We start from the raw sequence: 26,097 nt of genomic DNA on the forward strand, positions 1-26,097 counted from the left end.
AAAACAAACGCTATGAAAAACAAGATATTTGGCTTCGCGATGCTGATAGCATTAATAGGCACTTTAAGTACAAGTTGCGGTTCGTTACCAAAAGCGGGGCAAAGGCCCGGAGGCCCTCCGGGAGCACCGGCTCGTCCGTAGTTAATTATAGAAATGCCCGTTCAGGTTTTGAACGGGCATTTTTGTTATCATCAGTCTTATTGGTCAGTCAGCGCTAACAAAGGTTGGGGGGCTAGGGTTAGTTTTGTGCCGGCAGAAATGTACAGCAAGTTAAATTTTAACGCCAAACAAGTAACCCACCAGGGCCGACAGCCCCATGGCCAATGTACCCCATAAGGTTATCCGTAAAACGGCTTTTTTTAAGCTTGAGCCACCGGTTTTGGCGGCGATAGACCCCAATGCAGCCAAAAATAGTATGCTAAACCCGTACAGGTAATATTCCATTTGCGCTACCGGGCAAAACAATATTACCAGCAGTGACAGCACGCCGCCAGCCGTAAAAGATGCTCCCGACGCCAAAGCGGCTTGTATGGGGTTTGCCTGGGTAAGCTCGTTAATGCCCAACTCATCGCGTATATGCGCGCCTAATGCATCTACCTCCATCAATTCCGTAGCTACCAGTAATGCGGTCTCTTTTTTTAAGCCGCGTTTTTCATAGATCTGGGCCAGCATGCTTAGTTCTGCTTCGGGCATGTCTTTTAGTTCCTGTGCTTCCCGGGCTATATCGGCTTGTTCTGTGTCCGTTTGCGAACTTACCGAAACATACTCGCCGGCAGCCATAGACAATGCCCCCGCCACCAGCCCTGCTACAGTAGCCAGCAAGATAGGCTGCCGGGTACTGCTGGCCGCGGCCACACCTATCGCCAGGCTCGAAATGGATATTATTCCATCATTGGCACCCAAAACGGCTGCCCGCAGCCAATTGCTTCTATGAATGTAATGATTGTCGAGATAATTGTCTATAGTGAGCATGGTATATTGGTTTAAAGCAAGGTATAAGGTACCATATTTTACCAGCATTTTAGGTAAGTATCGTTAAATAGTTTTAAGCTGTACGGGTATCTGTTTCGCCTATATGCGTGGGTTCACCAACCAAATGTGCGGTCAACGGATACTGTTAAACAAGCGTTTTTGTCATTTCGAATTGCTGCACACGCGGCACACCTGCACGCCGCAAAATGCGAAATAAACAGTGTAGAGACGCAATGCTTTGCGTCTCCCGCAGAAAAAACCAAAACTAAGCGGAGCGACCTGTTGTGTGTTGTAACCAACAAATAAGGGGTGGTTTAATATTAAGTTCTATCTTTAATCCTATATTATTTATTATGGCAACAGAAGTTAAGTGTCCAAGTTGTGGCGTTGGTTTTCCTATTGAAGAGGTGATGGCCGAAGAATACAAGCGGGAATTACGCGAAAAAATGCAAGACTATACTCATAAAAAAGAGGAAGAATATAAAAGGAAGGATGAGGAGTATAACACTAAGCAACGCTTACAACAAGAGCAGTTTGAACAACGCCTAACTGTAGAAAAGAGGCAGTTACAAGAAGTGTTGGAACAAAACCTCAGAAAATCAATAAGCAGTGATTTTGAAAATCAGTTACTGATGTTGGAAAGTAATGTGAAAGAATCTGACGAAAAGCTTAAAGCAGCAAGGCAAAAAGAACTGGAATTTTTGCACAAAGAGCGCGCATTGAAAGAAAAGGAGGAAGAGTTGGAGCTTGCCATGCAACGCAAGTTGCAAGAACAGCGTAATGAGTTAACCGAACAAATACGGAAACAGGAAACGGAAAAACATAATCTAAAAGATACTGAGTACCAACTAAAAGTTAAAGAGCTGGAAAAACAGTTGGACGACCAAAAGAAATTAGCTGAGGAGATGAAACGCAAGGCAGAGCAAGGTTCTATGCAATTGCAAGGCGAAGCCCAGGAACTTATTTTAGAAGAACAGCTGCGCAACTATTTTCCGTTTGATATCATTAGCGAAGTTGGCAAAGGTGTACGTGGGGCAGATTGTGTGCAAACTGTCCGTAATCAATTTGGGCAGGAATGTGGTCGCATTATTTATGAAAGCAAGCGCACCAAAGACTTTGGTCCCGATTGGATTGATAAGCTAAAAAAAGATATGCGTGCCATCGGGGTTGATGTAGCGGTTATTGTTACGCAATGTTACCCTAAAGGCATGGATTGTTTCGGGGAAAAGGACGGCGTTTGGATTTGTTCTTTCGATGAGGTAAAAGCTGTTTCGTATGTGTTAAGAGATGGGATAATTAAATTATCTAATCTTGCTAAAACACAGGATAACAAAGGCGACAAAATGCACCTTTTATATGACTACCTCACCAGTAGCGAATTTTCAGAGCAGTGGAAAGCCATACGCGAGGGCTTTATGAGTATGCGCTTATCCATTCAACGAGAACGAGATATGATGGAAAAGCTATGGAAAGCCCGCGAAAAGCAATTAGAAAAAGTGTTGCTCAATGCCGCTCATATTCAAGGGTCTGTTGAGGGTATAGCTGGAAATGATGTTATTCAATTAAGTCTGACTGATGATGATGCGTTATTGTTGGAGTAAATACAACTAATTAAGGAAAAAGCTCCTTATCTTTTTAAAGTCGTCAAAATCCGTTCGCAATTCAGCAAGAGTTGGATCGTTATGAATTTCTGATGGACTGCTATGCCCTTTTATGTACCCGGAGCATCTTTCGAAAAGTTCGTTTAGTTTTTCTTTATGGGTATTAATTAAATCTCCGTTAACTTTGACAAAAGACCCTAAAACTATATTTTTTTGATAACGTTTTACAGTGCCCTGAAAAATCTCTTTTTCTACACAAACTTCTATCGCAGATCGTAAATAGCCATATCCATCAGAAGCAATATCGCTTTCATCTCGATCTTTAGGTGTATTGTTAAATAAAGCGTTTATTACTTTTATCAATGGAGTAACACCATTAATTTCCTCTTCCGCTGCTGTGATGTAACCTGTTCTACCAAATTGAGTTTTTGAATTATAGAATTTGTACTCTAAATGCTTGAATGTGGTCTGGCCACTAAAGTGTAAAAGACTGTTGAAAAGTAATATACTATGAGTGCAAATTATAACTTGTCTATCAGCAGAAAGTTTTATTAACCTGCGTGAAACGTCATCAATAATATGATGATCAAGACTATTTACCGGGTCATCAAATATTACTGGCGATTGTGACATGTCTAACTGCAACTCAGTTAAATATTCCGCTAATGCAATTGCTTTTTGTTCGCCTTCACTCAATATGTCAAACAGAGAATAATGGCTGTTGATTTTTTGTTGAATTTTTGATGCACCTTTGGAAGTGCCGAAATCCAGCTGGATTTTAATAGCAGCTTTCCTCAGTGATTTAATTTCGTTGTTGAAAATATCGATGAAATTTTTTTTGACAAGTTGATCACGTGCCTCTGTGGTTTTCCTGCTTATTGAGTTTGTAGAAAATTTACTTCTGTTCTTTTCCAACCTCACGATCACCTTGAGGTAAATCATGACTTTCTTTATTTCATCCTTGTTTTCACTGAGGATTTTTCTGTCTTTAAGTTCTGCAATTTTTGATTTCAATTTGTTCTCTTGAATATCAATATTGTCTACAATGCTCGTTTTTTGCTCACGTTTCGAAATTAAGTCAGCCACTATGATTTTTAAATAATCTAGTATTTCGTAATTTAAACTAGATGATGTGCTGTCATCGATTTCGTCTTTAATAAGGAGGTCTTTGATATGGGTGAGGTTGTTATTGTATTCTATAATTTTATCAGGTTGCAAAACACGGTTCGCTTCATCAAGCCCAAACGTGTCGTAATGGAAAACAACTGCTTTTAGTGAATTGATTGCTTCCAGCAGCCCTGTCTTTTCTTTAGTAAGTTTAGAAATTTCCTCTTGTGTCGTATCGTTCAAAAGTTGCCGATAATTTTTTAATAGCTCTTTTGTATCTTCTCCTTCTAACTCTTGCCGACAATAAATGCAAACATCATTACCTCCATCTGGATAGTTCGGTTTGTTCAGCAACTGGATGTACTTCTCAGCTGACTTAATGAAACTTTGAAATTCGTTAGTATTGTAAAACTCTATGCCTTTAGATTCAGCTATTTCTTTTATACCTTTCTGAGTTTTCCCTTCTAAGTTTTTTATATTTTTATTTAAGGTTAAAAGGTGTTTCCAAATGGTCGAGTTTAATATTGTCTTTGCTAATTCAATGGTTGAAATATTCTCCTGAAGTTCATTTATCTGTGCAGAATATCCCTTGATTTCTGAATCAATTAAGGTTTTATTTAGTTTTTTTAATTCTGCTTCTGTGCTATTTAACTCTGCTAAATGTTCTTCCGTGAAAATAGATAAATCCGTCAATGTTTGCTCTAAAGATTTATCACTTAATGTAGAAATAAAGCTTGCTTGAGGGGAATCTGGGTTTAAAGTTACACTCCACGCAAGTTTTGTTGGTCGATCATTAATAGCCTTAGTTATGAGGTTACTTAACTCATTTAATTCATCGACGACGAGATTGAATAAATGAAATCCAATTGGCGAAACAATCAACCCCCTTCCATCACCTAAAGATATTTGGACACAATTATTATTAAAAACAGAAATAGAAGATAAATCTTTATTTGTATTATATCCGTCCCATATTAGCGTTTCATCAAGTCCGTTAGCTGAGTATTTAATTTGCGCAGATTGCGGTATTTCGGCCTCATTTATATTTGAGAAAATCGAATTTTTAGTATCATAGCTGAATCCTAGCGATTTTAATATTCTACAATACCCCGTTTTTCCAGAGCCGTTCTCACCATAAATGACAGTTATATTTTTACCAAAATTTATTATTTGAGAATCTGCGAGTTTATTGACGCCCTTTACTTCCGAAAGAGATTTTAATTCTATCTTCTTCGTTGGTGGGGAGTATTTAGGCTTATGGATGGCTAGGGTCGGCAAACCTTTATTTAATTGTATGGATTGAAGAAAATAATCGAAAATTAATTCCCTTTCCTTTATTAATAATGGCTTTTCACTTGCTATAACATTGTTAACAAGTAGTTTGCCCCAATCACCAGTTGCTTCCGCCCATTCCCATAGAAAATCGATGAGCTCTTTTTTTGTACCGGTTGAAGATGACATTTCTCTTAAATTAAATAAGGTAAAGTAGTAAGTTCGTTAATTACATGAAAGAATATAAATTATTATCTGAAACATGGCGTGGCCATAGATGCTTAGTCCCGTGCGAGTGTAGCTGCGTTAGTATCAGCATTTAACCATAGGGAAGTTTAGTAAGTTTTACTCTAATTTCACTGATAGTCCAGAATTCGGGCCACTCGGCAGACCAAACGCAGTATCAATGCCTTTGTTTTCCCTCAAATCAGTTAATAATTGTTCAGCATTAAAATGTTTGCCTATCAAATTTTCAGATTCAAGACGCGGATTTGATGAAGCTCTGGCCCTATATACCTCTAATTGTTTTCCTTCTTCTAATGCTCTAAAAGCAAGGGCACGTATATAAAACCTGTTAAATTCGCCCTCCGCAAATGTTTGCGAAGCCGTGTCCGGTACTTTAGCTAATGTAGTGCCACTTTTGGTTTTTCTTTCCTCATGTGTTAAAAAGCAATCCGCACTTTTTAAATTTTCAGCCAAACTATCGTCATTACCTACCAATATGTGTTCGGGCATAATTTCAACAAAACAGTTTTTACCGTGATCACTAAAACGTTTGCTTAAATAACAATTATCACATTCAATATCATAATTAAATTCTTGAAGCATAAGCTGACGAGTACGATCGTCTAAGTTTTGGTAGTTCAATCCCATAATGTGTAAGTTTAATATTAGGTGAATAATAAAGGTATATAAAAAATGTAATAATTAACTGCTTATCAGTAATTTATGAATGGTCTATTTAATTGATTCTATATACCGCGTTAATGATGGCAGCGGATACCGGCCCGCTCCGTTGGCTAACGGACTTGTGCGCGTAAGAGCGCACAGCGCGGCCCGTTAGCTAACGGGAACGCCATTGTTTGATGTAAACACCACTCACCTAATCAACCTAACCAACACCCACCAATACCCTAATGCCCCCGCTAATCACCCACCTCAATCACTCAAACCCAACGTAACATAACTAATTGCAAATATTTTCGGCTAACCTCTTGAATATCATAAAATAAGTCCGTACTTTTGCAGTCCCTAAAACTGCCCTCTAATGAAGGATGGCGGTTGGGAATTAAAAAAAACACAAACAGAAAGCAAGAATGCCTACTATCAATCAATTAGTTAGAAAAGGTAGAGTAGCTCTGGTTGACAAGAGTAAGTCACCAGCGTTGGACAGCTGTCCACAGCGAAGAGGAGTATGCACCCGTGTGTATACCACTACCCCTAAAAAACCAAACTCAGCAATGCGTAAAGTTGCCCGTGTGCGCTTAACCAACGGAAAAGAAGTAAATGCTTACATCCCTGGCGAAGGTCACAACTTGCAAGAACACTCTATTGTATTGATCCGTGGTGGTCGTGTTAAAGACTTACCTGGTGTACGTTACCACATTATCCGTGGTGCGTTAGATACGTCTGGTGTTGCCGGCCGTAACCAACGTCGTTCAAAATATGGTACTAAACGCCCTAAACCAGGTCAGGCAGCTGCTCCGGCAAAAGGTGCGCCAGCTAAGAAAAAGAAATAATTAAAGGAGGATAGTAATAATGAGAAAATCGAAACCGAAAAAAAGAATCCTTCTTCCTGATCCAAAATTCAATGATATTTTGGTAACCAGGTTTGTAAATAACATGATGTTTGACGGTAAAAAATCTACCGCATACACTATATTTTATAATGCAGTTGATATTGTTGAAAAGAAAACCAGCGAAAGTGGCTTAGACACCTGGAAAAAAGCTTTAAACAATGTTATGCCTGCGGTAGAAGTTAAAAGCCGCCGTGTTGGTGGTGCTAACTTCCAGGTACCTACAGAGGTAAGACCAGAGCGTAAAATTGCTTTAGGCATGAAATGGCTGATAAGCTATGCACGTCGTCGTGGCGAAAAAACCATGATGGAGAAATTAGCAGGCGAGATCATCTCGGCAGCTAAAGGTGAAGGCGCAGCAGTGAAAAAGAAAGAAGATACGCATAAAATGGCCGAGGCTAACAAAGCGTTCTCTCACTTCCGTTTCTAAATAAAAAGGATTACACAGATTTAATATAGGGTTACACCGATTTTGTTATGATTGCAAAATCGGTGTAATCATTAAATAACATCGGCGAAATCATTAAAAAATAAACATGTCAAGAGATCTAAGATATACAAGAAACATAGGTATTGCCGCTCACATTGATGCCGGTAAAACCACCACTACCGAGCGTATACTTTACTATAGCGGCGTTAGCCACAAAATAGGCGAGGTACACGAAGGTGCGGCTACAATGGACTGGATGGCACAAGAGCAGGAGCGTGGTATTACCATTACTTCGGCAGCTACTACAGTTGGTTGGAAATACAGAGACCAAAACTACCATATCAACATTATTGATACACCGGGCCACGTGGATTTTACCGTAGAGGTAAACCGTAGCTTACGTGTATTAGATGGTTTGGTTTTTCTATTTAGCGCGGTTGACGGTGTTGAGCCACAATCAGAAACTAACTGGAGACTGGCAAACAACTATAACGTTGCCCGTATAGGTTTCGTAAACAAAATGGACCGTAGCGGTGCCGACTTTTTAAATGTTGTAAAACAGGTAAAAAGCATGTTAGGTAGTAACGCTGTGCCATTGCAATTGCCAATAGGTGCTGAAGAGAACTTTAAAGGTGTTGTTGATTTAATTAACTGGAGAGGTATTGTTTGGAATGAGCATGATAAAGGTATGACCTTTACTGAAGTGCCTATCCCTGAGGATATGATCGAAGAAGCTACCGAGTGGAGAGAGAAATTGTTGGAGTCGGTTGCTGATTATGATGAGTCTTTGATGGAGAAATTCTTCGAAGATCCTGCTTCAATCACTGAGCGCGAAATTTTAGATGCATTGCGTAAAGCAGTGTTAGATGCTAAGATTGTGCCTATGGTTTGCGGTTCGTCTTTCAAAAACAAAGGTGTACAAACCATGCTTGATTATGTGATGGAATTGCTTCCGTCGCCTATGGATGTTGAAGGTATCATTGGTACCCACCCTGACACCGGCGAAGAAATTTTACGTAAACCATCAGAAAAAGAGCCTTTTGCAGCTTTAGCATTTAAAATTGCAACAGATCCTTTCGTAGGTCGTTTATGCTTTATCCGTGTTTACTCTGGTAACTTAGAGGCTGGTTCGTACATACACAACATGCGTTCTGACAACAAAGAGCGTATCTCCCGTATCTTCCAAATGCACGCTAACAAGCAAAACCCAATACCTAACGTAGGTGCCGGTGATATTGCTGCGGTAGTAGGCTTTAAAGATATCAAAACAGGCGATACCCTTTGCGACGAGAAACACCCGATCATTTTGGAGTCAATGAACTTCCCTGATCCGGTTATTGGTTTAGCTATTGAGCCTAAAACTCAGGCTGACGTTGATAAATTAGGTATCGCTTTAGGTAAATTATCTGAAGAGGATCCTACCTTCCACGTAAAATCTGACGAAGAAACCGGCCAAACTGTAATTTCAGGTATGGGCGAGTTGCACTTAGATATCATCATGGACCGTCTTAAACGCGAGTTTAAGGTTGAGGTTAACCAGGGTGCGCCACAGGTAGCTTTCAAAGAGGCTATCACAGGTAGTGTACAACACCGCGAAACATACAAGAAACAAACTGGTGGCCGTGGTAAGTTTGCTGATATCCAGGTTATATTATCACCAAATGACGAAGGTAAAGAAGGCTTAACATTTGTTAACGAAATTTCAGGTGGTTCAATCCCACGTGAGTTTATCCCATCTGTACAAAAAGGCTTTGAGGCTTCATTGGCAAATGGTGTGTTGGCAGGTTACCCGCTTACCGGCTTAAAAGTACGTTTGATTGATGGTTCATTCCACGCTGTCGATTCGGATGCTTTGTCATTCGAGTTAGCTGCTAAGATGGCTTACCGCGAGGCTTTGCCACGTTGTAAACCAGTATTGCTTGAGCCGATCATGAAAATTGAGATCTTAACTCCGGAAGAAAACATGGGTGACGTTATTGGTGACATGAACCGTCGTCGTGGTCAGCTTTTGGGTATGGACTCTCGTGCTGGTGCGCAGGTAATTAAAGCTACTGTACCACTTTCAGAAATGTTTGGTTATGTAACGCAGTTACGTACCATTACATCTGGCCGTGCTACTTCAACCATGGAGTTTGATCACTATGCTGAAGCGCCACGTAACGTACAGGAAGAAATAGTTGCTAAAGCAAAAGGCCGCAGGGCTGCTGGTAATAACGCATAAATTGATGTGAGATAGGCAGATGTGCAGATATGTAAATATCATCCGCACATTTGCATATCTGCATATCTAAACATAATAAATAACCGATTGCCCTAATAAATAGCTCTTAGGAACAATCATTAAAACAAACAAAATGAGCCAAAGAATCAGAATCAAATTGAAATCTTACGATTACAACCTGGTTGACAAATCAGCAGAAAAAATCGTAAAAACAGTAAAGCCAACAGGCGCTGTAGTTAGCGGACCACTTCCGTTACCAACCGAAAAGAAAATTTTCACTGTTTTGCGTTCACCGCACGTGAACAAAAAAGCACGCGAGCAGTTCCAACTATGTTCTTACAAAAGACTGTTGGATATCTACAGCTCAAACTCAAAAACTGTAGACGCGTTGATGAAACTTGAATTGCCTAGCGGTGTTGAAGTAGAGATCAAAGTATAACTATACCGGAAGATCCGAAATATAAAAAAACGCCATTCGATTAGTCGGATGGCGTTTTTTGTTTGATGATGATTTGCTGGTTGAAAATGTAATTTTGTATATTTAAGTATGAGCACATATGTTGTAACACCAACTGTAGAGCAAGAGAAATTGATGCAAGCTTTTTTAGGAGAGCAACACATAGATTTTTTTAAGGAAGAGGAAGACTTGCCGGAATATGTTTTAGAAGGTATTTCTAAAGCTCAGGCAAATATTGCCGCTGGTAATTTTATTACCCATGATGAGTTCAAAAATCGAATAGGTTTGGGTGAATGAACTATTCCATAAAATATTCGCCCGAAGCTTTAGAAACATTTGATGCTATTATAGAACAACTAAAGGAGAGATGGGGCGAAAAATATGTTGATGAATTTAAGCGCCGCTCGGTAAAAGTAATAGAAATTGTTCGCGAATCACCATTCGCGTTTCAGTAACTCAGCGCTAATAAAAATGTTCGGCGTGGAGTTATTCACAAAAACATTTCAGTATTTTATGAGGTCAAGGAGATAAGTATTGATATACTTTTCTTTTTAGATAACAGGCAAGATCCAATACTGTAGCTGTGTCAAAGATCCAAAACATCTGGAAGACACTCAATTTTCGGCGGCACTCTCGCCCATTTTAATACACCCCATCCGGCGCTTTGTAATCAATAACAAACTCGGCAATCTCCTTTTGTTCGTCAGGGTTTAGCCTGGTTTCTGTGTAATCCCAGCGTGCCTGTTCTTTATCAACGTTTAGCTCGCCCCAATAATCAAGCCTGTTTTTGTCGTGAGGCTCCTCTATCTGGATATCATCTAATGATGCGGCAGCATAGATATGATAGACACCACTATCCCAGGTGCCTTTGTCGTTTATGATTTTTACTTCGCGTTCACTTGGGGTACCGGCATTTATTTTTAGGACAACCATTTTATTAGTTTAGTTATACAGGTAAGACAAGCGTAGCCTTAACTTGTTTGCCTAAACGGTAGCGTGGAGCAAAAGTTAAGTTTCAAAAGGACTGCAAATAGAAATTTTGCCAGTTGGGGATATTGATCGATTTTTAGTTTCTAAGCTAATTTATTTGCCATACATTAGGCATAATGAAACACATCTTCATTTTTATTTTATCGTTGTGCTTTTTGTCGAATGCTTTCGCACAAAGAAAAGTATACCGATCTATGGAGGAAGCGCTGAAAGATCCGGAAGAGGTAAAGGAGATCAGCTTTTATTTTGATGATATCACAGTTTTGCCAGAGAGTGTTTTAAGGCTTACAAGCCTTGAAGCTATAACGATTGACAGGTGCCCGAAACTGAACCTGAAACAGGCGATAGGGGTATTATCCAAGCTCCCTCACCTGCAGTCGTTCGCTTATAATCACAATGACCTTGCTAACCTGCCGGCGGATATATCAAACCTGAAAGATATTACCGAGTTAGCGCTGGTGGATAATAAACTGGTAACGCTGCCAGCAAGTATTTTAAAGCTTGAGCATCTGCAAAAGCTCAACCTGTCCGAGAACTTGAGTTTAGACTTTGTACAAACGTTTGATTTGCTTTCAAAAGCAGGCAGTCTCAGGCAGTTGGTGTTAGAGCAAAATAAACTGTCTGACTTATCTATTAACCTTACCAAGATGGTGCAGTTAGATGATCTGCTATTGGGCAACAATCACTTTACTGATGTGCCGGAGCAGGTGAAGGGGATGCCGCTAAAATACCTCGACCTGTCATCAAATATGCTGGAGCTGTTAAACATCAGGAAAGGCGATTTGGCGCAATTAACCGGCATTAACCTTGATCAGAATGAGATTAGGGAATTGCCGCCGGAGCTGTTGCTGCTGCCTAACTTACGGAAGGTAAGCTTGCTTGGTAATTTAATAGCTACAATACCCAAGTGGATAAAAAGCGTAAAAGGCCTGCAAGAGATGGATCTGAGCAGCAACGTTTTGACCGAACTACCGGCAGAGCTTTCTCAACTGCCAAACCTAAGGGAACTCATACTTTCAGGCAACCATTTAACCGCTGGCGGACTGGAGCCGCTGTTTGATATGCCCTGGCTTACCAGGCTCGAGCTGCACCGGAACGACATTAGCTACATTGACCCCAAAGTAGAAAATCTGGCAAACCTTAAAGAACTGGACATTGGCAACAATCCACTTGTGAAATTGCCGGTTGAATTTTCACAGTTAAAAAACCTGGTGACATTGAGTGCCGGTATATTACCCAGATTGGCTTGGAACGATACTTTTGCAATACTGGCACAATTGCCGCGGTTAAGTAAACTGAGCGCGTTTTATAACGGGTTTGGTAAAATACCAGACGGCCTACTGAAACTGGGGCAGGTGCATTACTTTGTTATTAACGGTAATGGCTTTGATAAGGACGAGAAAGATAAGTTGACTAACACTTTTCCAAACGCAGAGATCGTTTTTTAAAAAGCTGCCATTAACCAGCAAACCCCTGCACCAATGGCGGTATTCAAAAAGTTAACGGCGTTGTTTCCTATCAAACCTCTGCGCTCTGCTGTTGCGCCTAAAACAGAGTCGGCGGTGTTGCCAATAAAGCCGGCTGTTATTATCGCCCAAAAGGAAAAATTCCACCCAACACCAATGGTGTAAACCACGGCTATCAGCACCGCGCCAAACAAGCCAATTAACGTTCCCTCTAAACTTACCACACCATCTAGTCCGCGGGTGTCTTTTTTTAGGGTGACGATATTGTAAAACCGCCTTCCGTAAATCATCCCCAATTCAGAAGACAAGGTGTCGGCACTTGCTGCGGCCAGGCTTCCGGCCACCATTAGTTGCAAAACCGGAGCTTTGCCTGGAATAGATAGTGCAAGCGCACACAGTATAGCGGCCACGCCGCCGTTGGCCAATACCTGTCCCGCCGTGCGTGGGCCGTGGTTTTCGATAGCTTTGACATTAACATTTTGTTGACCCTTCCAACTTGTTGCCCATGATCCGGCAATGAAGAATAGCGCAAGCATCGCAACGCCGGTTAAACCTGCACCTTCGTAAATTAGCAAACCAACCATTGCGCCTGTAATGGCGCCCGGCAGCGTAAGTTTTTTTGCCATGTAACTAAATACAGCGCCAAAGAGTAAAATGATATAAATAATGACGTCGACAGCAGGCATGGCTTAATCTTCGGGATTTAAAAAGTCCTGCCAAACACCTTCCAACTCATCCACCAGTTCGGGCCGGATAGAAATGCCCGATGCTTGTGGCAGCCAGGTTTGCGCGGCAAGGTTGCCGGTTTTTAAAATATCAAGGGAAAGTATGGATTCTCTGTCCGGATTAAGCAAAACATCCATAGCGATAGTTATGCGGTGATAATGCCTGCCTTTGCGGAAAGCCAGGTAAGGTTCTGAAGCAATAACACCCGAAGCAAATATCCCTTTGGGTTCAACACCCACCCGGACAATGTAGGCCCTGTCTCCGGGTTGTATAGTTTTATGGCTGGCAACGCTCCAGTTATCCTCTAGTTTGCCGGTGTCAGCCAGTATCCGGATATCGTCGTCAATATCCGCCCATTCAAACTTAAGCGGATTCCAGCCAAAAAGGTACGCCTTCATAACGGCTTACCCGCGCCCCATCAGCTCGTCTACTTTGTTGCGCTCGGTTTGTAGCTCGCGGGCAAGTTTCTTTTCTTTCTCGTTAGCTTTGGCTTTAAAGGTTTTAAACTCCTCTTCCAGCTCGTTGTACAAACCGGTACGGTACCGGGCCTCGCGCTGCGCACAGCCAGAGCGGGCTATAACAATGCCGGCCAAAGCACCAAACACAAGTACCAGTCCCCACATAATCATATTATAGGTTGATTTTGCCAGTGGGATGCCGATAAGGCTAATGGTATCAGTTTTAGTAAGCAGCTCCTCCTTTTTGCTCACATCAGCCTGTAGGCCGGTTATGGTTTTAGCTTGTTCAGTTATTTTATCGCTTGAAGTATTTAACTGGGTGCGGGTAGCTTTAAGCGAATCTTTAGCGTTTTTCCAAAATGCTTCTATAAATGGTCTTTGGTAGTTGTATACTTTGGTAAGTAAGTATTGGTACTGCCCGTTCAGGCTTTTATCAACCTTCGGTGGCGCTACAGCAAGTGCAGTATCAGCTTTAGCAACCTGTGGTACCGGTGCCACTATTGTGCTTGCTGGTTTTACGGGTATTTGGGCAATCAGTGCTTTTTTCAAACTATCAGCTTTCAACTTCGATTTATAAGTTGCGGCGTGGGTACCATAACCATATTTTGAATAGGGCCGGCCCGTTTTTGGATTTATGGGGATAGCGCCCGCTTTTTTAACGGTAGCTTTTGCTGGCGTCACCTTTTTTAGGGTGTCTTGAGCATTTGCCAGCGCAGCGCCGGTGGTTAACATCAGCAACAATAAAGATAGTTTCAACATGAAAGGATTATTCATAATTGTAAAATTAGACAATGATATCTTAAAAAAACATCAAAAAAAAGCTTTTTGTTGCCCTATTGGGGGATAATTGCCCCTGTGAATGTAAGCCTAGTACGCAATTTGGCTCCGCATAGTTATATTAGCAGCATGAATATCGGAATTATTGGTTTGGGTGACATGGGGCGGCTGTACGCCAAAGCTTTTGCAAAGGCTGGCTATACGGTTAGCGGCTGCGATCTGCCGGCTAATCGTGAGCAGTTAGAACAAGAGTTAGCCCCGCACAACATCAAGGTATTTGATGATGGTAAAATTATAGCGCAAACCTGCGATCTGATCATTTATTCTGTAGAGGCCGAAAAGATAGGTAAAGTTGTTGCCGAGTATGCCCTATACACCAAGCCGGGCGCTATTGTTGCCGGGCAAACATCTGTTAAAACTCCCGAGATAGAAGCTTTTGAGCGATATCTGCCTGATACTGCGCAGATCATTACCTTTCATGGTATGCATGGCCCGGGCTTTGATCCAAAAGGGCAAACGCTGATTTTGATCCCTCATCGGGCTGATGAAGCGGCTAAGCAGCGCATGCGCGACTTGTTTAACGCCATTGGCTCTGATATTGTGGAGTTAACCGATTACCACGAACACGATAAAATTGTTGCCGACACACAGGCCGTTACGCATGTTGGTTTTGAAAGCATGGGCACCGCCTGGAAAGCAGCCGGGTTCTTCCCATGGGAGAATGCATCGTATATAGGGGGTATTGATAACGTAAAGATTTTGACTACGCTGCGGATATTTAGCTATAAAGCGCACGTTTACGCAGGTTTGGCAATATTAAATCCTTATGCCCGCCAGCAGGTGAGGCAATATGCTGTATCAGAGTCTGAATTGTTTAAACTGATGATACAGGAAGACGAGGTGGCTTTCCGCGAACGCCTATATCGGGCTCGTGATTTTGTTTTTCACGAAAGCCGGAAGCCGATTATGTTAAATGATAAGGTGATGAAAGAGTTCAGGCTATCGCAAAACCATGATCTGCAAAAGCCAAACTCGCACCTAAGTATATTAAGTATGGTGGATGCCTGGTACCATTTGGGTGTTAATCCTTATGATAATCTGATCTGCCAGACACCGCCTTTCCGGTTACGTTTGGGCATTGCTGAGTACCTGTTTAAAGACGAGGAGCTGCTGGAAGAATCAATACAAGCTGCTTTGTACGATAAAACCATCCGTGGTGATGATCTGGAGTTTCATTCGGCGGTTAGAGAATGGTCATCTATTATTGGTTATGGCGATATGGAAGGCTACAAAAAGCATTTTACGGATGTACAGGCTTTTTTTAAAGACCGCTTGCAGGAAGGCAACGAGCAAAGCGCCGAATTGATAAGAAGGTTGATGACGGAGTAATTGCAATATCCACTCGATGAAAGATTTCGGTATAAAATTTCAGCTGATCATAAAACCCTTCCTGGTTATTGGCATCACTTCTATTAGTGCTTATTCTTTTATACACTGGTGGCTGTTTGTCAGGAATGAAATATTTGCAGTCGACGAAGCGATATTGAATTTTTTCGTTCCATTAGCCACATCATTTATTCCTGTATTAATATGGTTGCTTCCGCGTTTAAAGTTGTTGGACTTTACCGGGAAGAAGGCTAAAAATCCGGTAATAGGATATCTGTTGATGGCAGCGATAGCTATAGGCGTGCCCACCGTTATTGCCCAGGAGTATTTGATATCGGCCACCGGAGAAATGACTGTATTGACTTCCATCAAAGAGATAGAAAAGCGTCCGAAGACGAAATACTATACGCTCAAAAAGGTTTATCCCGATAAGGCACAAGCGAGGCCTAATACAATCATAAACACCAGCGGTAAATACAACGTTAACTACAACATGGCAGTTTATATGCCATGCCCGATATTTGACACGCCGAATGCTCATCAAGCCGCAGAACCATTGGCCTGGCTTGGAATCAAATATCAAAAAACAATAAGTAACGGTTTGTCAGGAGCAGAGAAGACCCAGGAGTTTGAAATGTTTACGAAGAAAAGCCAGGACGATTTTGACAAGCGGGATCTGACTACTTTTACTTACCTGGACCGTATTGGCCCTAGCAGCGAATTAAAAACTTTTGCGGACGCGGTTACATTCTCTGGAGTGTATGATACGCCTTTCATTATTCTGGTACCCAGGTGGGGTAACTTTGAAGACAGAAATGGCGACAAAGGACTGTGGCTTATTGTATCATTGGTAATTGGCACGGTGCTTTTTATACTTATGATTGCAGCTGTGCCGTTAAGAGACAGGGCCTTAAAAAATGACCTAAACGGATACAACTTTGAACCTTACAAATTAGATCAGTAGGTATGCCATAAAAGTTCGGGGCACAGTATGTGATTTACTCTCTCAACCTTGCATCCGTATAAGTGATCTCTGTACGACCATGCTTAACCGGTTTGCCGCTATCGTCAACAGCTACAAATACAATTTCATCAATTGTTAGTATCGTTTTTTGGGTGATCTTGTTGCGTACGTGGCAGGTAAGGGTAATAGAGGTGTGGCCAAATTTGATGGCTTTTATACCCAGCTCAATAATATCACCCTGATGTGCCGAGCTTACAAAGTTAATCTCTGACATATACTTTGTAACACAGCCGTTAGTGCCCAATTGTATAATAGTATAAATAGCGGCTTCTTCGTCTATCCAAGCTAACAGTCTACCACCAAACAGCGTTCCGTGCGCGTTTAGGTCCTCGGGTTTTACCCATTTGCGGGTGTAAAAATTCATAGCGGTTTTTTGGGGTAAATATACAAAACCGGTAATAACTGAGTGTATAAATTACACCAATATTAAGGTTGGCTGATTTTGCCCCATTCAAGGCGTAAGTTATTAATGGTTTGTATACTACTGTTTATTTGCGGGCGATATTTTTTCTGGTCCTTATCGCGGTATTCTTTATAGAGTAGTTTATATAGTTTACACTCTTCAAAAATGATCCTTGCTTTAACGTCGGCAACCAGCTTTTCTTTTTTAGGTAAAATAAGTTGTTGCATTTGCTTGGCTATTTTGTTAAGGGTATCAATTTCGGGCAGGGCCTTATAAACAAACTTCTGCATCATCGAATCGCGCTGCATATTATAGTTGCCGTAGAAATCGTTTTTTAATTCGTCAGAGATCTGCTCGGTCCTTTTTGTTAAAGTTTTAAGCTCATTAAACTGATAGACCGGCGCCAGCCAAATACAAAGGCTGGTATAAAAAACAGTTATTGCGGCAGCGTAAAACACGGTTAGCTTTGGTTTGTCATACCTAAGCCCTAAGTAAGCTATCTGCCCAAAAATATAGCCCGATATTAAACCACCGAAATGCGCCGCATGATCTATGCGATTATTGCCTTTGGGTAAAATAATATAGCCAACAAATATGGCCGTACTAATTAATAATGCTCTACGCGCACTGGGCTCGTAAAATTTGGTGCTTAACAAAGCCAGCAAAATGCCAAATAGCCCAAATATCGCTCCCGAAGCGCCGGCTGCTACACCCTGGTCTCGCCATACTACAGATGTAATGCTGGCGCAGATACCGGTTAGCAGGTATAATAACAGGTAATTCCACCGCCCCAGCTTCCGCTCTAACAACGAACCTATGTAAATTAGCACCACCATATTGCCGGCCAGGTGCATAAAGCTAAAATGTAAAAAGGTATTACTTATCAATCGCCACACCTGCCCATTGAGCACCTGCCTGCGGTTGCTAAAGCCAAGCGATAGGTAAATGTCTTCCAGGTGTTCATAAATATGTTGGCCGCCAGGGTGTGCTTGTGCTTTAATAGCGTATACCAGTAGCATAGCAATAAAAAATGCCACGGTGATTATAAATATGGTGATGTTAGCCAACACCAATATTGGAGTTACAAAATAGCCTTGCTTGGGCGTAAAAGCCGACAGAAACCCGCGCAGCTTTTCTTTATAACCCATAGGCGGGTCTGCAAGGTTAATAAACTGGTTTGCGGGTATGCTATCTATCAGTTGTTGTGTTGTTTCTTGCAGGGTATCTTTAAGGTGGTATTCAACGTATGCTATTTCGCCGTTAAGCAGCAGCTCCAGGTTCTTAGCATTTTTACCATAATCGTTAAAGAAAAACTGGTAGCCTACACATTCGCTTTTAACTATAGCATAGTTGTTTACAATGCGTACCGAAACCTCTTCGGCATGCGATTCCCACGAGATAGGGGTATAGCCGATAATCCCATCGCGGTCAAAGTAGCCAATACGCCAGCCCAGGTTGTTAAAGGCATGGTAAAGTAGCGTAAGGTAATGATCGGCGCTATAATCGCCCAGGGGAATAGTAATTGTTTTGCGTGGTGATATGCCCCAGGCCATGGTTTAGCTTTAATTGTTTGATAAATATAGCTTATCCAGCTAATTGAGCAATAGCTACCAACATATATTTATAAATTTGCTAAGATGCGCCTCACTTTTAAATCAGCCCTGCTTTTGTCTGTATTGTGCTTGTTGCTTTTACAGAGCATACAAGCACAACAGAAAGTCGCCGTCGCCGGGGATGGTATACATTATATAACAGACACTTTATGCAACTTTGGGGGATTGGTTGATAAATTTAAAGGTAAAACGATATTCCTTAATATATGGGCTACCTGGTGTCATCCTTGTCGTGTCGATTTACAGTCGGCAGCAAAAATGCGAGCCTTCGAAAAATTCGCTGCCAGCAACGAAATTGTTCTGTTGTATTTGTGTGCCGATAAAGATGGCAAAATCTGGAAATCGTTTATTAACGCTAACAAGTTAGCAGGGTATCATATATTGATGAACGACAAGGTTAATAAGGATATGCATACCACCTACGCTCAAAAGCAATACAGAGGAAAAGATCGTATCCTTAAAATGAGTTTTTATTTGCCCGTCATATTATCATTGGTAAAAATGGCCTGATGACTGATAGCAGCACATTTGCAGCAGGCAACGCACAGCTGTATAACCGGTTAACTAAAATCATCAATAAATAAGCTGCTCCGGCAAATGCTGGCGTTATGATGCGGATAAGGGTTAACATTACCCTAAAAAATTCTGATATCAATGTTGGTTAGCGGCCATACAATCAACTTTTTATCTCATTCAAATATTTATGAAAAAATAACTTGGTAACTATTTGACAATTAAAGTAAAGTTGCTATCTTTGCCGTCCCTTAACGGGGGAATTAATATGCCTTGAACGAAGCCCTACTGCTTCGATGGGCACAAATAACATAAAAAAATGTCAGGAATAATTGGTAAAAAAGTAGGAATGACCAGCATTTTCGACGACTCAGGGAAGAACATCCCTTGTACAGTTATCGAAGCTGGCCCTTGCGTAGTAACACAAGTAAGGTCTGTTGAAACAGACGGATATGCAGCTGTACAGCTAGCATATGGCGAGAAAAAGGAGAAAAACACTACTGGTCCGTTAAAAGGCCATTTCCTAAAAGCCGGTACTGCCCCAAAACGTAAACTTGTTGAATTTAAAACATTCGAAGATGAAAAAGCTCTTGGTGACACTGTTACTGTAGAGATTTTTGCTGAGGGTGATTTTGTCGATGTAGTTGGTACCTCAAAAGGTAAAGGTTTTCAGGGTGTAGTTAAGCGTCATGGATTCAGTGGTGTGGGTATGCAAACTCACGGTCAGCACAATCGTTTACGTGCGCCGGGTTCGTTAGGTGCTTCATCTTGGCCTTCTCGTGTATTTAAAGGTATGCGTATGGCAGGCCAAATGGGTAATGAGCGTGTTAAAGTTCAAAACTTAGAGGTTTTGAAAGTTTATGCTGAGCAAAACCTTATTGTAGTTAAAGGTTCCATCCCAGGGGCTAAGGGTTCATTCGTTATAGTGGATAAATAAGATGGAAGTTAAAGTATTAAACCTATCAGGTAAAGAAACAGGTGCCAAGGTGCAACTTCCTGAAGCTATATTCGGTATCGAACCTAATGATCACGCGATTTACTTAGATGTTAAGCAGTTTTTAGCTAACCAACGTCAAGGTACGCACAAATCAAAACAGCGTAACGAAATTGCAGGCTCGACCCGCAAATTATATAAGCAAAAAGGTACAGGTGGTGCACGTGCAGGTAGCATAAAATCGCCTTTATTTAACGGTGGTGGCCGTGTATTTGGCCCACAACCACGCGATTACAGTTTCAAATTAAATAAGAAACTTAAGCAACTGGCCCGTTACTCAGCCTTATCATATAAAGCAAAAGATAGTAATGTAATAGTTTTAGAGGATTTTAGCTTTGATGCTATCAAAACCAAAAGCTATATACAAATGGTTGCAGATTTGAAAGCTAGTGATGTGAAAACATTATTAGTATTGCCTGCAGCAAATAACAATGTGTATTTATCAAGCAGAAACCTTAAAAGAACAAAGGTTATTACGGTTGACCAGCTTAACACTTATGATGTGTTAAACGCAGGTAAACTAGTGTTAACAACCGGTGCTGTTAAAATTTTGGAGGAAGCATTAGCTAAGTAATATGGAAATTTTAAAGAAACCCTTACTTACTGAAAAAGTAGCTCAATTAACAGAGAAGCTTAACCGTTATGCTTTTATCGTTGACCCAAGGGCTAACAAAATTCAGATCAAAACAGCAATCGAAGCCATGTATGGCGTTAACATCGTAGCTGTTAATACAATGAGATACGTTGGTAAACTGAAAAGTCGTAACACTAAAGCAGGTTTGGTACAAGGCCGTTCTGCTACTGTGAAGAAAGCGATCATCACGTTGAAAGACGGAGAAACAATAGATTTTTATAGCAACATATAAGTAGAGAGATGGCAGTAAAAAGATTTAAACCGGTAACTCCGGGTACCCGTTTCAGGGTAGGTGCTGATAACTCTGACATTACTACTAACGTACCTGAAAAGTCGTTAATAAGTAATGTTAACACCAGATCAGGTGGACGTAACCATAGCGGTAAAATGACTATGCGCTACTTAGGTGGTGGTCACAAACAGCTATACAGATTAATTGACTTTAAACGCAATAAATTTGATATCCCTGCAAAAGTTGCTACTATTGAGTATGATCCTAACCGTTCTGCACGTATAGCATTGCTACACTTTGTAGATGGCGAAAAAAGATATATGATTGCTCCGGCAGGTTTAACAGTTGGCATGACAGTAGTGTCTGGCGAGTCTGTAGCTCCTGAAGTTGGTAATACCATGCAGTTAAAATCAATACCATTGGGTTCTATCATTCATAACATTGAATTGAACCCAGGCCAGGGCGGCGTTCTTGCACGCTCGGCTGGTACTTACGCACAGCTTGCAGCACGTGACGGTAAATATGCCGTTATCAAATTGCCTTCAGGCGAGACCCGTATGATCTTAGCTACTTGTTTAGCTACTATCGGTACAGTTTCAAATGGCGAGAAGCAAAATGAAGTATTAGGTAAAGCTGGTCGCAAACGCTGGTTAGGCCGTCGCCCAAGAGTTCGTGGTGTAGCCATGAACCCGGTAGATCACCCTATGGGTGGTGGTGAGGGTAGAGCCTCAGGTGGTCATCCACGCTCACGTAAAGGTTTGTTAGCTAAAGGCTACAAAACTCGTGATAAGAAAAAAGGGTCTGATCGTTATATCATTGAAAGAAGGAAGAAATAATAATGGCACGTTCAATTAAAAAAGGACCTTATATTGATCATAACCTTGACAAAAAAGTCTTGGTATTAAATGAGTCAAATAAAAAATCGGTTGTAAAAACATGGTCACGTCGTTCCATGATATCTCCTGATTTCGTTGGTCATACATTCGCGGTACACAACGGTAATAAATTTATACCTGTGTATGTAACAGAAAATATGGTTGGTCATAAGCTGGGAGAGTTTGCCCCAACCCGTACATTCCGCGGTCACGCAGAAAAGAAAAAATAAGCAATGGAAGCAACAACTAAAATCAAAAAGTCTGTATTAATCAGACAACGCAAAGAGCAAGAGAAGGCTCAGCAAGGTGGCGCTTCTGTTGCGAAACTGCAGAATTGTCCAACTTCACCACGCAAAATGCGTTTGGTGGTTGACCTTATCCGCGGTATAGAGGTTGAAAAAGCGTTAAACACTTTAAAATTTTTAAATAAAGAAGCTGCAATACGCGTTGAGAAACTTTTACTTTCGGCCATCAAAAACTGGGAAGCTAAAAATGAAGGTCAACGTGTTGAAGACAGCGCTCTGGTAGTTAAAGAAGTTTCAGTAGGCGGTGGTCGTCAAAACAAAAGGATGCGTCCGGCTCCACAAGGTCGTGGTTACCGTATCCGTAAACGTTCAAACCACGTTACGCTAATTGTTGGTACTAAAAACGAAATCAATTAATTATAATGGGACAGAAAGCACATCCAATAGGTAACAGATTAGGCATCATCAGAGGTTGGGATTCTAATTGGTTCGGTGGCAATCATTATGCCGATAAATTAGTTGAAGACGAAAAGATCCGCAAATATTTATCAGCGCGTATCAATAAAGGTGGCGTATCAAAAGTAGTAATTGAGCGTACTTTAAAACGTATCACTGTAACTATCCACACTGCCCGTCCGGGTATTGTTATAGGTAAAGGTGGCGCGGAGGTTGATAAGATCAAAGAAGAGTTGAAAAAATTGACTAAAAAGGAAGTTCAGATCAACATTTTCGAGATCAAACGCCCTGAGCTTGATGCACAATTAGTTGCAGAAGGCATAGCAAAACAACTTGAAGCACGTATCTCTTTCCGTCGTGCTATGAAAACTACAATTGCTTCAACCATGCGTATGGGTGCTGAAGGAATTAAAGTGATGACATCAGGCCGTTTAGGTGGCGCTGAGATGGCACGTAGCGAACAATATAAAGAAGGAAGAATCCCATTGCACACTTTCCGTGCAGACATCGATTATGCATTAGCTGAAGCGTTAACTACCTATGGTAAAATAGGTGTTAAAGTTTGGATTTGCAAAGGCGAGGTTTTTGGCAAACGCGACTTGTCACCAAACATTGGTGGTACCAGCAGCGCCAGCGGTAAAGGTGGTGGCCGTCCAGAAGGCGCAGCCGGTGGATACGGTGACCGCAGAGGTGGCAATGACAGAGGCGGTGAACGTGGTGGCGAGCGCAGAGGCGACCGCAAACCAGGTGTTGGTAACAACAACCGCCCGGGTGGCCCTAACAGAGGTGGTGGTAACCGCCCTGGTGGACCAGCCAAGAGATAATAACAAAAGTAGAATACGATATCGACAAGATATAAAAGCTTAAGAAAATGCTACAGCCAAAAAGAACGAAGTTCAGAAAAATGCAGAAAGGCAGAATGAAGGGTTTAGCCACTCGTGGTGCTGAACTGTCATTCGGATCTTTCGGTATAAAAACACTCGAAGCAGCCTGGATCACCAGCCGCCAGATCGAGTCGGCCCGTATCGCTGTAACACGTTACATGAAACGTGAAGGCCAGGTATGGATCAGGATATTTCCTGACAAACCTGTAACCAAAAAACCAGCAGAGGTACGTATGGGTAAAGGTAAAGGTGCTCCAGAGTACTGGGTAGCGGTAGTACGCCCCGGAAGGATCATTTTTGAAGCAGAAGGTGTGCCTTTAGAGATTGCAAAAGAGGCTTTACGCCTTGCAGCTCAAAAGCTACCGGTGCAAACAAGATTTGTAACACGTAGAGATTACGTAGAAGCATAAACAAGTTAGCGGTTTTGAGTTTGCGGTTACTAAGTAACCATATTGAGCTTAGAACTAAAAACTCAAACACTAATTAGAATAAAGACAATGAAGAACTCAGAAATTACAGGGCTCGCAACTGAAGAGTTGGTAGCAAAAATCGGCGAGGAAAGATCAAATCTTACCAAACTGCAATTTGCCCACGCGGTTTCAGCGATCGAGAATCCAAGCCGTATAACAAAAGTACGCAAGGATATTGCTCGTTTAAATACTGAATTAACTAATCGTAAGGCAGCGAAAGCTTCTGAACAAAATTAATTTTAAACGCGTCGAGGAAAATGGAAAGAAATTTAAGAAAAACACGTACCGGTCTGGTAGTAAGCAATAAAATGGAGAAATCTATTGTTGTAGCTGTAGAGCGGAAGGTGAAGCACCCAATCTATGGTAAGTTTATCAAGAAAACTACCAAATTTATGGCACATGACGAAACTAACACATGCGGTATCGGTGACACGGTATTGATCATGGAAACTCGTCCGCTGAGCAAAAGCAAAAATTGGAGATTAGTTCAAATTTTAGAAAGAGCTAAATAAGATGGTACAACAGGAATCAAGATTAAATGTAGCTGACAACAGCGGAGCTAAAGAAGTTTTAGTGATCCGTGTGTTAGGCGGTACCGGTAAAAGATATGCCTCAATTGGTGACAAGGTTGTAGTAACCGTTAAAAGCGCGTTGCCATCTGGTAACATCAAAAAAGGTACGGTATCAAAAGCCGTTGTGGTTAGAACCAAAAAAGAGATCCGCAGAAAAGATGGTTCATACATCCGTTTCGATGATAACGCGGCGGTTTTGTTAAACAACCAGGATGAGCCGAGAGGCACACGTATCTTTGGCCCTGTTGCAAGAGAATTGCGTGAGAAACAATTTATGAAAATTGTATCATTAGCACCGGAGGTATTGTAACATGGATAAGAAAGCATCACAAGGAAAACTAAAGATCCGCAAAGGCGATTTAGTAAAAGTTATAGCCGGAGATTCTAAAGGATCACAAGGTAAAATAGTAGAAGTAATATTAGCTAAAAACAGGGCTATTGTTGAAGGTGCCAATATGGTATCAAAACACACCAAACCTAATGCGGCTAGTCCTAACGGCGGTATTGTTAAACAAGAAGCAGCTATACACATTTCAAACCTGGCATTGGTTGATCCAAAAACAGGTAATACTACCCGTGTTGGCCGTAAATTGAATGACGCCGGTAAATTGGTTAGAGTTGCAAAAAAATCAGGGGAGGAAATTAAGTAATGGAATACACACCACGATTAAAATCGAAATATAAAACAGAGATTCGCACTGCGCTGAAAGATAAATTTCAGTACAAAAGCGTAATGCAGGTTCCAAAACTGGAAAAAATTGCAATTAACCAGGGTGTTGGCGGTGCTACTACTGACAAGAAATTGATAGAGAACACCATCACTGAGTTAACTACCATTACCGGTCAGCAAGCTGTTTCAACAAAATCTAAAAAAGATATCTCAAACTTTAAATTGCGTAAAAACATGCCTGTGGGCGTACGTGTTACTTTGCGCGACAATACTATGTATGAGTTTTTAGATCGTTTGATCTCTGTAGCTCTGCCACGTATCCGTGATTTCAAAGGTATCAACGATAAAGGTTTTGACGGAAGAGGTAACTATACATTAGGTATCACTGAGCAAATCATTTTCCCAGAGATCAACATTGACAAAATCAACAAAATACAAGGTATGGATATTACCTTTGTAACTTCTGCTAAAAACGACGTTGAAGCATTAGAGTTACTTAAGCAATTTGGTTTACCATTTAAAAATCAAACTCCAACTAACAATGGCTAAAGAAGGTGTAAAAGCGCGCGAAGTAAAACGTGCTAAGTTAGTAGCAAAATATGCTGAAAAAAGAGAAGCTTTAAAAGCAGCAGGTGACTTTGTAGCACTTGACGCTTTACCAAAAGCATCATCGCCGGTAAAATTGCACAATCGTTGCAAATTAACAGGCCGCCCACGTGGTTATATGCGTCAGTTTGGTATTTCACGCGTTACTTTCCGTGAGATGGCTTTAGCTGGTAAGATCCCGGGAGTGAAAAAAGCAAGCTGGTAATAACCGGCTAATTCGACAAAAGCAAGGTAATTCAAAGCATAC

At 41.3% G+C, this 26,097-nt stretch carries 35 protein-coding genes; 26 read left to right on the top strand and 9 right to left on the bottom strand.

All coding sequences use genetic code 11. The annotated features are described in order from the left end of the window. The first annotated feature begins 12 nt into the window (after positions 1 to 12). Entirely contained in the window at positions 13 to 141 is a 129-nt protein-coding gene (locus ACFSYC_RS11760) for a hypothetical protein (RefSeq protein ID WP_377127573.1), read from the top strand. Between the two features lie 129 nt (positions 142 to 270). Here the strand turns inward: ACFSYC_RS11760 and ACFSYC_RS11765 are convergent, their stop codons facing one another. Then, entirely contained in the window at positions 271 to 1,020 is a 750-nt protein-coding gene (locus ACFSYC_RS11765) for a VIT1/CCC1 transporter family protein (protein ID WP_449288990.1), read from the bottom strand. Positions 1,021 to 1,325: 305 nt separating this feature from the next. Between ACFSYC_RS11765 and ACFSYC_RS11770 the strand changes: the two genes are divergently transcribed. Beyond that, complete coding sequence (locus ACFSYC_RS11770) at positions 1,326 to 2,573, top strand: DUF2130 domain-containing protein (RefSeq protein ID WP_377127576.1); 1,248 nt, start codon at positions 1,326 to 1,328, stop codon at positions 2,571 to 2,573. Between the two features lie 6 nt (positions 2,574 to 2,579). Here ACFSYC_RS11770 and ACFSYC_RS11775 read toward each other — a convergent pair whose 3' ends face one another. Together ACFSYC_RS11775 and ACFSYC_RS11780 are read right to left on the bottom strand one after the other, a co-directional pair. Beyond that, entirely contained in the window at positions 2,580 to 5,141 is a 2,562-nt protein-coding gene (locus ACFSYC_RS11775; protein ID WP_377127579.1) for an AAA family ATPase, read from the bottom strand. A gap of 156 nt (positions 5,142 to 5,297) precedes the next feature. Then, a complete protein-coding gene (locus ACFSYC_RS11780; protein ID WP_377127581.1) occupies positions 5,298 to 5,825 on the bottom strand; it encodes a hypothetical protein in 528 nt (175 codons plus the stop codon). A gap of 443 nt (positions 5,826 to 6,268) precedes the next feature. Here ACFSYC_RS11780 and rpsL point away from each other — a divergent pair, with 443 nt between their 5' ends. The 6 genes from rpsL (at position 6,269) to ACFSYC_RS11810 (ending at position 10,311) form a co-directional block, all read left to right on the top strand. Then, positions 6,269 to 6,691 (top strand): 30S ribosomal protein S12, encoded by a 423-nt coding sequence (gene rpsL / locus ACFSYC_RS11785; protein ID WP_377127584.1) that lies wholly within the window; start codon positions 6,269 to 6,271, stop codon positions 6,689 to 6,691. A 19-nt stretch (positions 6,692 to 6,710) separates the two neighbouring features. Continuing rightward, complete coding sequence (gene rpsG / locus ACFSYC_RS11790) at positions 6,711 to 7,178, top strand: 30S ribosomal protein S7 (protein ID WP_449288991.1); 468 nt, start codon at positions 6,711 to 6,713, stop codon at positions 7,176 to 7,178. A 106-nt stretch (positions 7,179 to 7,284) separates the two neighbouring features. Continuing rightward, on the top strand, positions 7,285 to 9,399 hold the full coding sequence (gene fusA / locus ACFSYC_RS11795) for an elongation factor G (protein ID WP_377127587.1): 2,115 nt from the start codon (positions 7,285 to 7,287) through the stop codon (positions 9,397 to 9,399). Positions 9,400 to 9,532: 133 nt separating this feature from the next. Further along, positions 9,533 to 9,838 carry a 30S ribosomal protein S10 gene (gene rpsJ / locus ACFSYC_RS11800; protein ID WP_022830652.1) on the top strand — a complete coding sequence of 102 codons (306 nt, stop codon included), beginning with the start codon at positions 9,533 to 9,535 and terminating at the stop codon, positions 9,836 to 9,838. Positions 9,839 to 9,946: 108 nt separating this feature from the next. Then, the gene (locus tag ACFSYC_RS11805) at positions 9,947 to 10,153 is read left to right on the top strand and encodes a hypothetical protein (RefSeq protein ID WP_377127590.1); all 207 of its coding nucleotides are present in this window, start codon (positions 9,947 to 9,949) and stop codon (positions 10,151 to 10,153) included. Beyond that, positions 10,150 to 10,311, top strand: a complete 162-nt coding sequence (locus ACFSYC_RS11810; protein ID WP_377127593.1) for a hypothetical protein — start codon at positions 10,150 to 10,152, stop codon at positions 10,309 to 10,311. The genes ACFSYC_RS11805 and ACFSYC_RS11810 overlap by 4 nt, the downstream gene beginning before the upstream one ends. A 187-nt stretch (positions 10,312 to 10,498) precedes the next feature. Here the strand turns inward: ACFSYC_RS11810 and ACFSYC_RS11815 are convergent, their stop codons facing one another. Then, positions 10,499 to 10,789, bottom strand: a complete 291-nt coding sequence (locus tag ACFSYC_RS11815) for a hypothetical protein (protein WP_377127596.1) — start codon at positions 10,787 to 10,789, stop codon at positions 10,499 to 10,501. Between the two features lie 251 nt (positions 10,790 to 11,040). Between ACFSYC_RS11815 and ACFSYC_RS11820 the strand changes: the two genes are divergently transcribed. Further along, positions 11,041 to 12,294, top strand: a complete 1,254-nt coding sequence (locus ACFSYC_RS11820) for a leucine-rich repeat domain-containing protein (protein ID WP_377127599.1) — start codon at positions 11,041 to 11,043, stop codon at positions 12,292 to 12,294. Here the strand turns inward: ACFSYC_RS11820 and ACFSYC_RS11825 are convergent. Genes ACFSYC_RS11825 through ACFSYC_RS11835 form a run of 3 tightly spaced genes read right to left on the bottom strand, consistent with a single transcriptional unit; the run spans position 12,291 to position 14,270 of the window. Next, complete coding sequence (locus ACFSYC_RS11825; protein ID WP_377127602.1) at positions 12,291 to 12,998, bottom strand: DUF92 domain-containing protein; 708 nt, start codon at positions 12,996 to 12,998, stop codon at positions 12,291 to 12,293. The genes ACFSYC_RS11820 and ACFSYC_RS11825 overlap by 4 nt on opposite strands. A gap of 3 nt (positions 12,999 to 13,001) precedes the next feature. Continuing rightward, complete coding sequence (locus ACFSYC_RS11830; protein ID WP_377127605.1) at positions 13,002 to 13,436, bottom strand: hypothetical protein; 435 nt, start codon at positions 13,434 to 13,436, stop codon at positions 13,002 to 13,004. A 6-nt stretch (positions 13,437 to 13,442) separates the two neighbouring features. Next, complete coding sequence (locus ACFSYC_RS11835; RefSeq protein ID WP_377127607.1) at positions 13,443 to 14,270, bottom strand: hypothetical protein; 828 nt, start codon at positions 14,268 to 14,270, stop codon at positions 13,443 to 13,445. A 132-nt stretch (positions 14,271 to 14,402) separates the two neighbouring features. Here ACFSYC_RS11835 and ACFSYC_RS11840 point away from each other — a divergent pair, with 132 nt between their 5' ends. Then, entirely contained in the window at positions 14,403 to 15,662 is a 1,260-nt protein-coding gene (locus ACFSYC_RS11840; protein ID WP_377127609.1) for a prephenate dehydrogenase/arogenate dehydrogenase family protein, read from the top strand. A 16-nt stretch (positions 15,663 to 15,678) separates the two neighbouring features. Continuing rightward, positions 15,679 to 16,623 (top strand): hypothetical protein, encoded by a 945-nt coding sequence (locus tag ACFSYC_RS11845; protein WP_377127612.1) that lies wholly within the window; start codon positions 15,679 to 15,681, stop codon positions 16,621 to 16,623. A 34-nt stretch (positions 16,624 to 16,657) separates the two neighbouring features. Here the strand turns inward: ACFSYC_RS11845 and ACFSYC_RS11850 are convergent, their stop codons facing one another. Together ACFSYC_RS11850 and ACFSYC_RS11855 are read right to left on the bottom strand one after the other, a co-directional pair. Next, positions 16,658 to 17,047, bottom strand: coding sequence for an acyl-CoA thioesterase (locus tag ACFSYC_RS11850; protein ID WP_377127615.1), 390 nt, complete (start codon positions 17,045 to 17,047; stop codon positions 16,658 to 16,660). Between the two features lie 62 nt (positions 17,048 to 17,109). Further along, a complete protein-coding gene (locus ACFSYC_RS11855; protein WP_377127617.1) occupies positions 17,110 to 18,639 on the bottom strand; it encodes a rhomboid family intramembrane serine protease in 1,530 nt (509 codons plus the stop codon). 84 nt (positions 18,640 to 18,723) lie between these two features. Here ACFSYC_RS11855 and ACFSYC_RS11860 point away from each other — a divergent pair, with 84 nt between their 5' ends. The 15 genes from ACFSYC_RS11860 (at position 18,724) to rpsN (ending at position 26,055) form a co-directional block, all read left to right on the top strand. Further along, positions 18,724 to 19,209, top strand: a complete 486-nt coding sequence (locus ACFSYC_RS11860) for a TlpA family protein disulfide reductase (protein WP_377127620.1) — start codon at positions 18,724 to 18,726, stop codon at positions 19,207 to 19,209. Positions 19,210 to 19,531: 322 nt separating this feature from the next. Further along, positions 19,532 to 20,149 (top strand): 50S ribosomal protein L3, encoded by a 618-nt coding sequence (gene rplC / locus ACFSYC_RS11865; RefSeq protein WP_377127623.1) that lies wholly within the window; start codon positions 19,532 to 19,534, stop codon positions 20,147 to 20,149. Position 20,150: 1 nt separating this feature from the next. After that, positions 20,151 to 20,780, top strand: coding sequence for a 50S ribosomal protein L4 (gene rplD, locus ACFSYC_RS11870; protein WP_377127626.1), 630 nt, complete (start codon positions 20,151 to 20,153; stop codon positions 20,778 to 20,780). A 1-nt stretch (position 20,781) separates the two neighbouring features. Further along, positions 20,782 to 21,072: a 50S ribosomal protein L23 gene (rplW, locus tag ACFSYC_RS11875; protein ID WP_377127628.1), complete on the top strand. Its 291-nt coding sequence runs from the start codon at positions 20,782 to 20,784 to the stop codon at positions 21,070 to 21,072. 8 nt (positions 21,073 to 21,080) lie between these two features. Then, positions 21,081 to 21,908, top strand: coding sequence for a 50S ribosomal protein L2 (gene rplB / locus ACFSYC_RS11880; protein WP_377127631.1), 828 nt, complete (start codon positions 21,081 to 21,083; stop codon positions 21,906 to 21,908). A 2-nt stretch (positions 21,909 to 21,910) separates the two neighbouring features. Next, on the top strand, positions 21,911 to 22,177 hold the full coding sequence (gene rpsS / locus ACFSYC_RS11885) for a 30S ribosomal protein S19 (protein ID WP_095703461.1): 267 nt from the start codon (positions 21,911 to 21,913) through the stop codon (positions 22,175 to 22,177). Between the two features lie 3 nt (positions 22,178 to 22,180). Continuing rightward, positions 22,181 to 22,609: a 50S ribosomal protein L22 gene (rplV, locus tag ACFSYC_RS11890; RefSeq protein ID WP_377127635.1), complete on the top strand. Its 429-nt coding sequence runs from the start codon at positions 22,181 to 22,183 to the stop codon at positions 22,607 to 22,609. A gap of 5 nt (positions 22,610 to 22,614) precedes the next feature. After that, complete coding sequence (gene rpsC, locus ACFSYC_RS11895; protein WP_377127637.1) at positions 22,615 to 23,472, top strand: 30S ribosomal protein S3; 858 nt, start codon at positions 22,615 to 22,617, stop codon at positions 23,470 to 23,472. A gap of 47 nt (positions 23,473 to 23,519) precedes the next feature. Then, positions 23,520 to 23,942 carry a 50S ribosomal protein L16 gene (rplP, locus tag ACFSYC_RS11900; protein WP_377127639.1) on the top strand — a complete coding sequence of 141 codons (423 nt, stop codon included), beginning with the start codon at positions 23,520 to 23,522 and terminating at the stop codon, positions 23,940 to 23,942. Positions 23,943 to 24,029: 87 nt separating this feature from the next. Then, entirely contained in the window at positions 24,030 to 24,239 is a 210-nt protein-coding gene (gene rpmC, locus ACFSYC_RS11905) for a 50S ribosomal protein L29 (RefSeq protein WP_377127642.1), read from the top strand. A 20-nt stretch (positions 24,240 to 24,259) separates the two neighbouring features. Next, complete coding sequence (gene rpsQ, locus ACFSYC_RS11910; RefSeq protein ID WP_144246489.1) at positions 24,260 to 24,514, top strand: 30S ribosomal protein S17; 255 nt, start codon at positions 24,260 to 24,262, stop codon at positions 24,512 to 24,514. A gap of 1 nt (position 24,515) precedes the next feature. Beyond that, a complete protein-coding gene (gene rplN / locus ACFSYC_RS11915; protein WP_377127645.1) occupies positions 24,516 to 24,884 on the top strand; it encodes a 50S ribosomal protein L14 in 369 nt (122 codons plus the stop codon). A 1-nt stretch (position 24,885) separates the two neighbouring features. Further along, a complete protein-coding gene (rplX, locus tag ACFSYC_RS11920) occupies positions 24,886 to 25,224 on the top strand; it encodes a 50S ribosomal protein L24 (protein ID WP_377127648.1) in 339 nt (112 codons plus the stop codon). Further along, positions 25,224 to 25,793: a 50S ribosomal protein L5 gene (rplE, locus tag ACFSYC_RS11925; RefSeq protein WP_377127651.1), complete on the top strand. Its 570-nt coding sequence runs from the start codon at positions 25,224 to 25,226 to the stop codon at positions 25,791 to 25,793. The genes rplX and rplE overlap by 1 nt, the downstream gene beginning before the upstream one ends. Further along, positions 25,786 to 26,055 carry a 30S ribosomal protein S14 gene (gene rpsN, locus ACFSYC_RS11930; protein WP_377127654.1) on the top strand — a complete coding sequence of 90 codons (270 nt, stop codon included), beginning with the start codon at positions 25,786 to 25,788 and terminating at the stop codon, positions 26,053 to 26,055. Before rplE ends, rpsN begins: the two co-directional genes overlap by 8 nt. Positions 26,056 to 26,097: the final 42 nt, after the last annotated feature.

Source organism: Mucilaginibacter antarcticus (genome assembly GCF_042686155.1).
Classification (GTDB): Bacteria; Bacteroidota; Bacteroidia; order Sphingobacteriales; family Sphingobacteriaceae; genus Mucilaginibacter; species Mucilaginibacter antarcticus.

Bases quoted from the DNA above. Each gene is read 5' to 3' on its own strand.
- ACFSYC_RS11760 (WP_377127573.1), top strand. From the start codon at position 13: ATGAAAAACAAGATATTTGGCTTCGCGATGCTGATAGCATTAATAGGC.
- ACFSYC_RS11765 (WP_449288990.1), bottom strand. From the start codon at position 1,020: ATGCTGGTAAAATATGGTACCTTATACCTTGCTTTAAACCAATATACC.
- ACFSYC_RS11770 (WP_377127576.1), top strand. From the start codon at position 1,326: ATGGCAACAGAAGTTAAGTGTCCAAGTTGTGGCGTTGGTTTTCCTATT.
- ACFSYC_RS11775 (WP_377127579.1), bottom strand. From the start codon at position 5,141: ATGTCATCTTCAACCGGTACAAAAAAAGAGCTCATCGATTTTCTATGG.
- ACFSYC_RS11780 (WP_377127581.1), bottom strand. From the start codon at position 5,825: ATGGGATTGAACTACCAAAACTTAGACGATCGTACTCGTCAGCTTATG.
- rpsL (WP_377127584.1), top strand. From the start codon at position 6,269: ATGCCTACTATCAATCAATTAGTTAGAAAAGGTAGAGTAGCTCTGGTT.
- rpsG (WP_449288991.1), top strand. From the start codon at position 6,711: ATGAGAAAATCGAAACCGAAAAAAAGAATCCTTCTTCCTGATCCAAAA.
- fusA (WP_377127587.1), top strand. From the start codon at position 7,285: ATGTCAAGAGATCTAAGATATACAAGAAACATAGGTATTGCCGCTCAC.
- rpsJ (WP_022830652.1), top strand. From the start codon at position 9,533: ATGAGCCAAAGAATCAGAATCAAATTGAAATCTTACGATTACAACCTG.
- ACFSYC_RS11805 (WP_377127590.1), top strand. From the start codon at position 9,947: ATGAGCACATATGTTGTAACACCAACTGTAGAGCAAGAGAAATTGATG.
- ACFSYC_RS11810 (WP_377127593.1), top strand. From the start codon at position 10,150: ATGAACTATTCCATAAAATATTCGCCCGAAGCTTTAGAAACATTTGAT.
- ACFSYC_RS11815 (WP_377127596.1), bottom strand. From the start codon at position 10,789: ATGGTTGTCCTAAAAATAAATGCCGGTACCCCAAGTGAACGCGAAGTA.
- ACFSYC_RS11820 (WP_377127599.1), top strand. From the start codon at position 11,041: ATGGAGGAAGCGCTGAAAGATCCGGAAGAGGTAAAGGAGATCAGCTTT.
- ACFSYC_RS11825 (WP_377127602.1), bottom strand. From the start codon at position 12,998: ATGCCTGCTGTCGACGTCATTATTTATATCATTTTACTCTTTGGCGCT.
- ACFSYC_RS11830 (WP_377127605.1), bottom strand. From the start codon at position 13,436: ATGAAGGCGTACCTTTTTGGCTGGAATCCGCTTAAGTTTGAATGGGCG.
- ACFSYC_RS11835 (WP_377127607.1), bottom strand. From the start codon at position 14,270: ATGAATAATCCTTTCATGTTGAAACTATCTTTATTGTTGCTGATGTTA.
- ACFSYC_RS11840 (WP_377127609.1), top strand. From the start codon at position 14,403: ATGAATATCGGAATTATTGGTTTGGGTGACATGGGGCGGCTGTACGCC.
- ACFSYC_RS11845 (WP_377127612.1), top strand. From the start codon at position 15,679: ATGAAAGATTTCGGTATAAAATTTCAGCTGATCATAAAACCCTTCCTG.
- ACFSYC_RS11850 (WP_377127615.1), bottom strand. From the start codon at position 17,047: ATGAATTTTTACACCCGCAAATGGGTAAAACCCGAGGACCTAAACGCG.
- ACFSYC_RS11855 (WP_377127617.1), bottom strand. From the start codon at position 18,639: ATGGCCTGGGGCATATCACCACGCAAAACAATTACTATTCCCCTGGGC.
- ACFSYC_RS11860 (WP_377127620.1), top strand. From the start codon at position 18,724: ATGCGCCTCACTTTTAAATCAGCCCTGCTTTTGTCTGTATTGTGCTTG.
- rplC (WP_377127623.1), top strand. From the start codon at position 19,532: ATGTCAGGAATAATTGGTAAAAAAGTAGGAATGACCAGCATTTTCGAC.
- rplD (WP_377127626.1), top strand. From the start codon at position 20,151: ATGGAAGTTAAAGTATTAAACCTATCAGGTAAAGAAACAGGTGCCAAG.
- rplW (WP_377127628.1), top strand. From the start codon at position 20,782: ATGGAAATTTTAAAGAAACCCTTACTTACTGAAAAAGTAGCTCAATTA.
- rplB (WP_377127631.1), top strand. From the start codon at position 21,081: ATGGCAGTAAAAAGATTTAAACCGGTAACTCCGGGTACCCGTTTCAGG.
- rpsS (WP_095703461.1), top strand. From the start codon at position 21,911: ATGGCACGTTCAATTAAAAAAGGACCTTATATTGATCATAACCTTGAC.
- rplV (WP_377127635.1), top strand. From the start codon at position 22,181: ATGGAAGCAACAACTAAAATCAAAAAGTCTGTATTAATCAGACAACGC.
- rpsC (WP_377127637.1), top strand. From the start codon at position 22,615: ATGGGACAGAAAGCACATCCAATAGGTAACAGATTAGGCATCATCAGA.
- rplP (WP_377127639.1), top strand. From the start codon at position 23,520: ATGCTACAGCCAAAAAGAACGAAGTTCAGAAAAATGCAGAAAGGCAGA.
- rpmC (WP_377127642.1), top strand. From the start codon at position 24,030: ATGAAGAACTCAGAAATTACAGGGCTCGCAACTGAAGAGTTGGTAGCA.
- rpsQ (WP_144246489.1), top strand. From the start codon at position 24,260: ATGGAAAGAAATTTAAGAAAAACACGTACCGGTCTGGTAGTAAGCAAT.
- rplN (WP_377127645.1), top strand. From the start codon at position 24,516: ATGGTACAACAGGAATCAAGATTAAATGTAGCTGACAACAGCGGAGCT.
- rplX (WP_377127648.1), top strand. From the start codon at position 24,886: ATGGATAAGAAAGCATCACAAGGAAAACTAAAGATCCGCAAAGGCGAT.
- rplE (WP_377127651.1), top strand. From the start codon at position 25,224: ATGGAATACACACCACGATTAAAATCGAAATATAAAACAGAGATTCGC.
- rpsN (WP_377127654.1), top strand. From the start codon at position 25,786: ATGGCTAAAGAAGGTGTAAAAGCGCGCGAAGTAAAACGTGCTAAGTTA.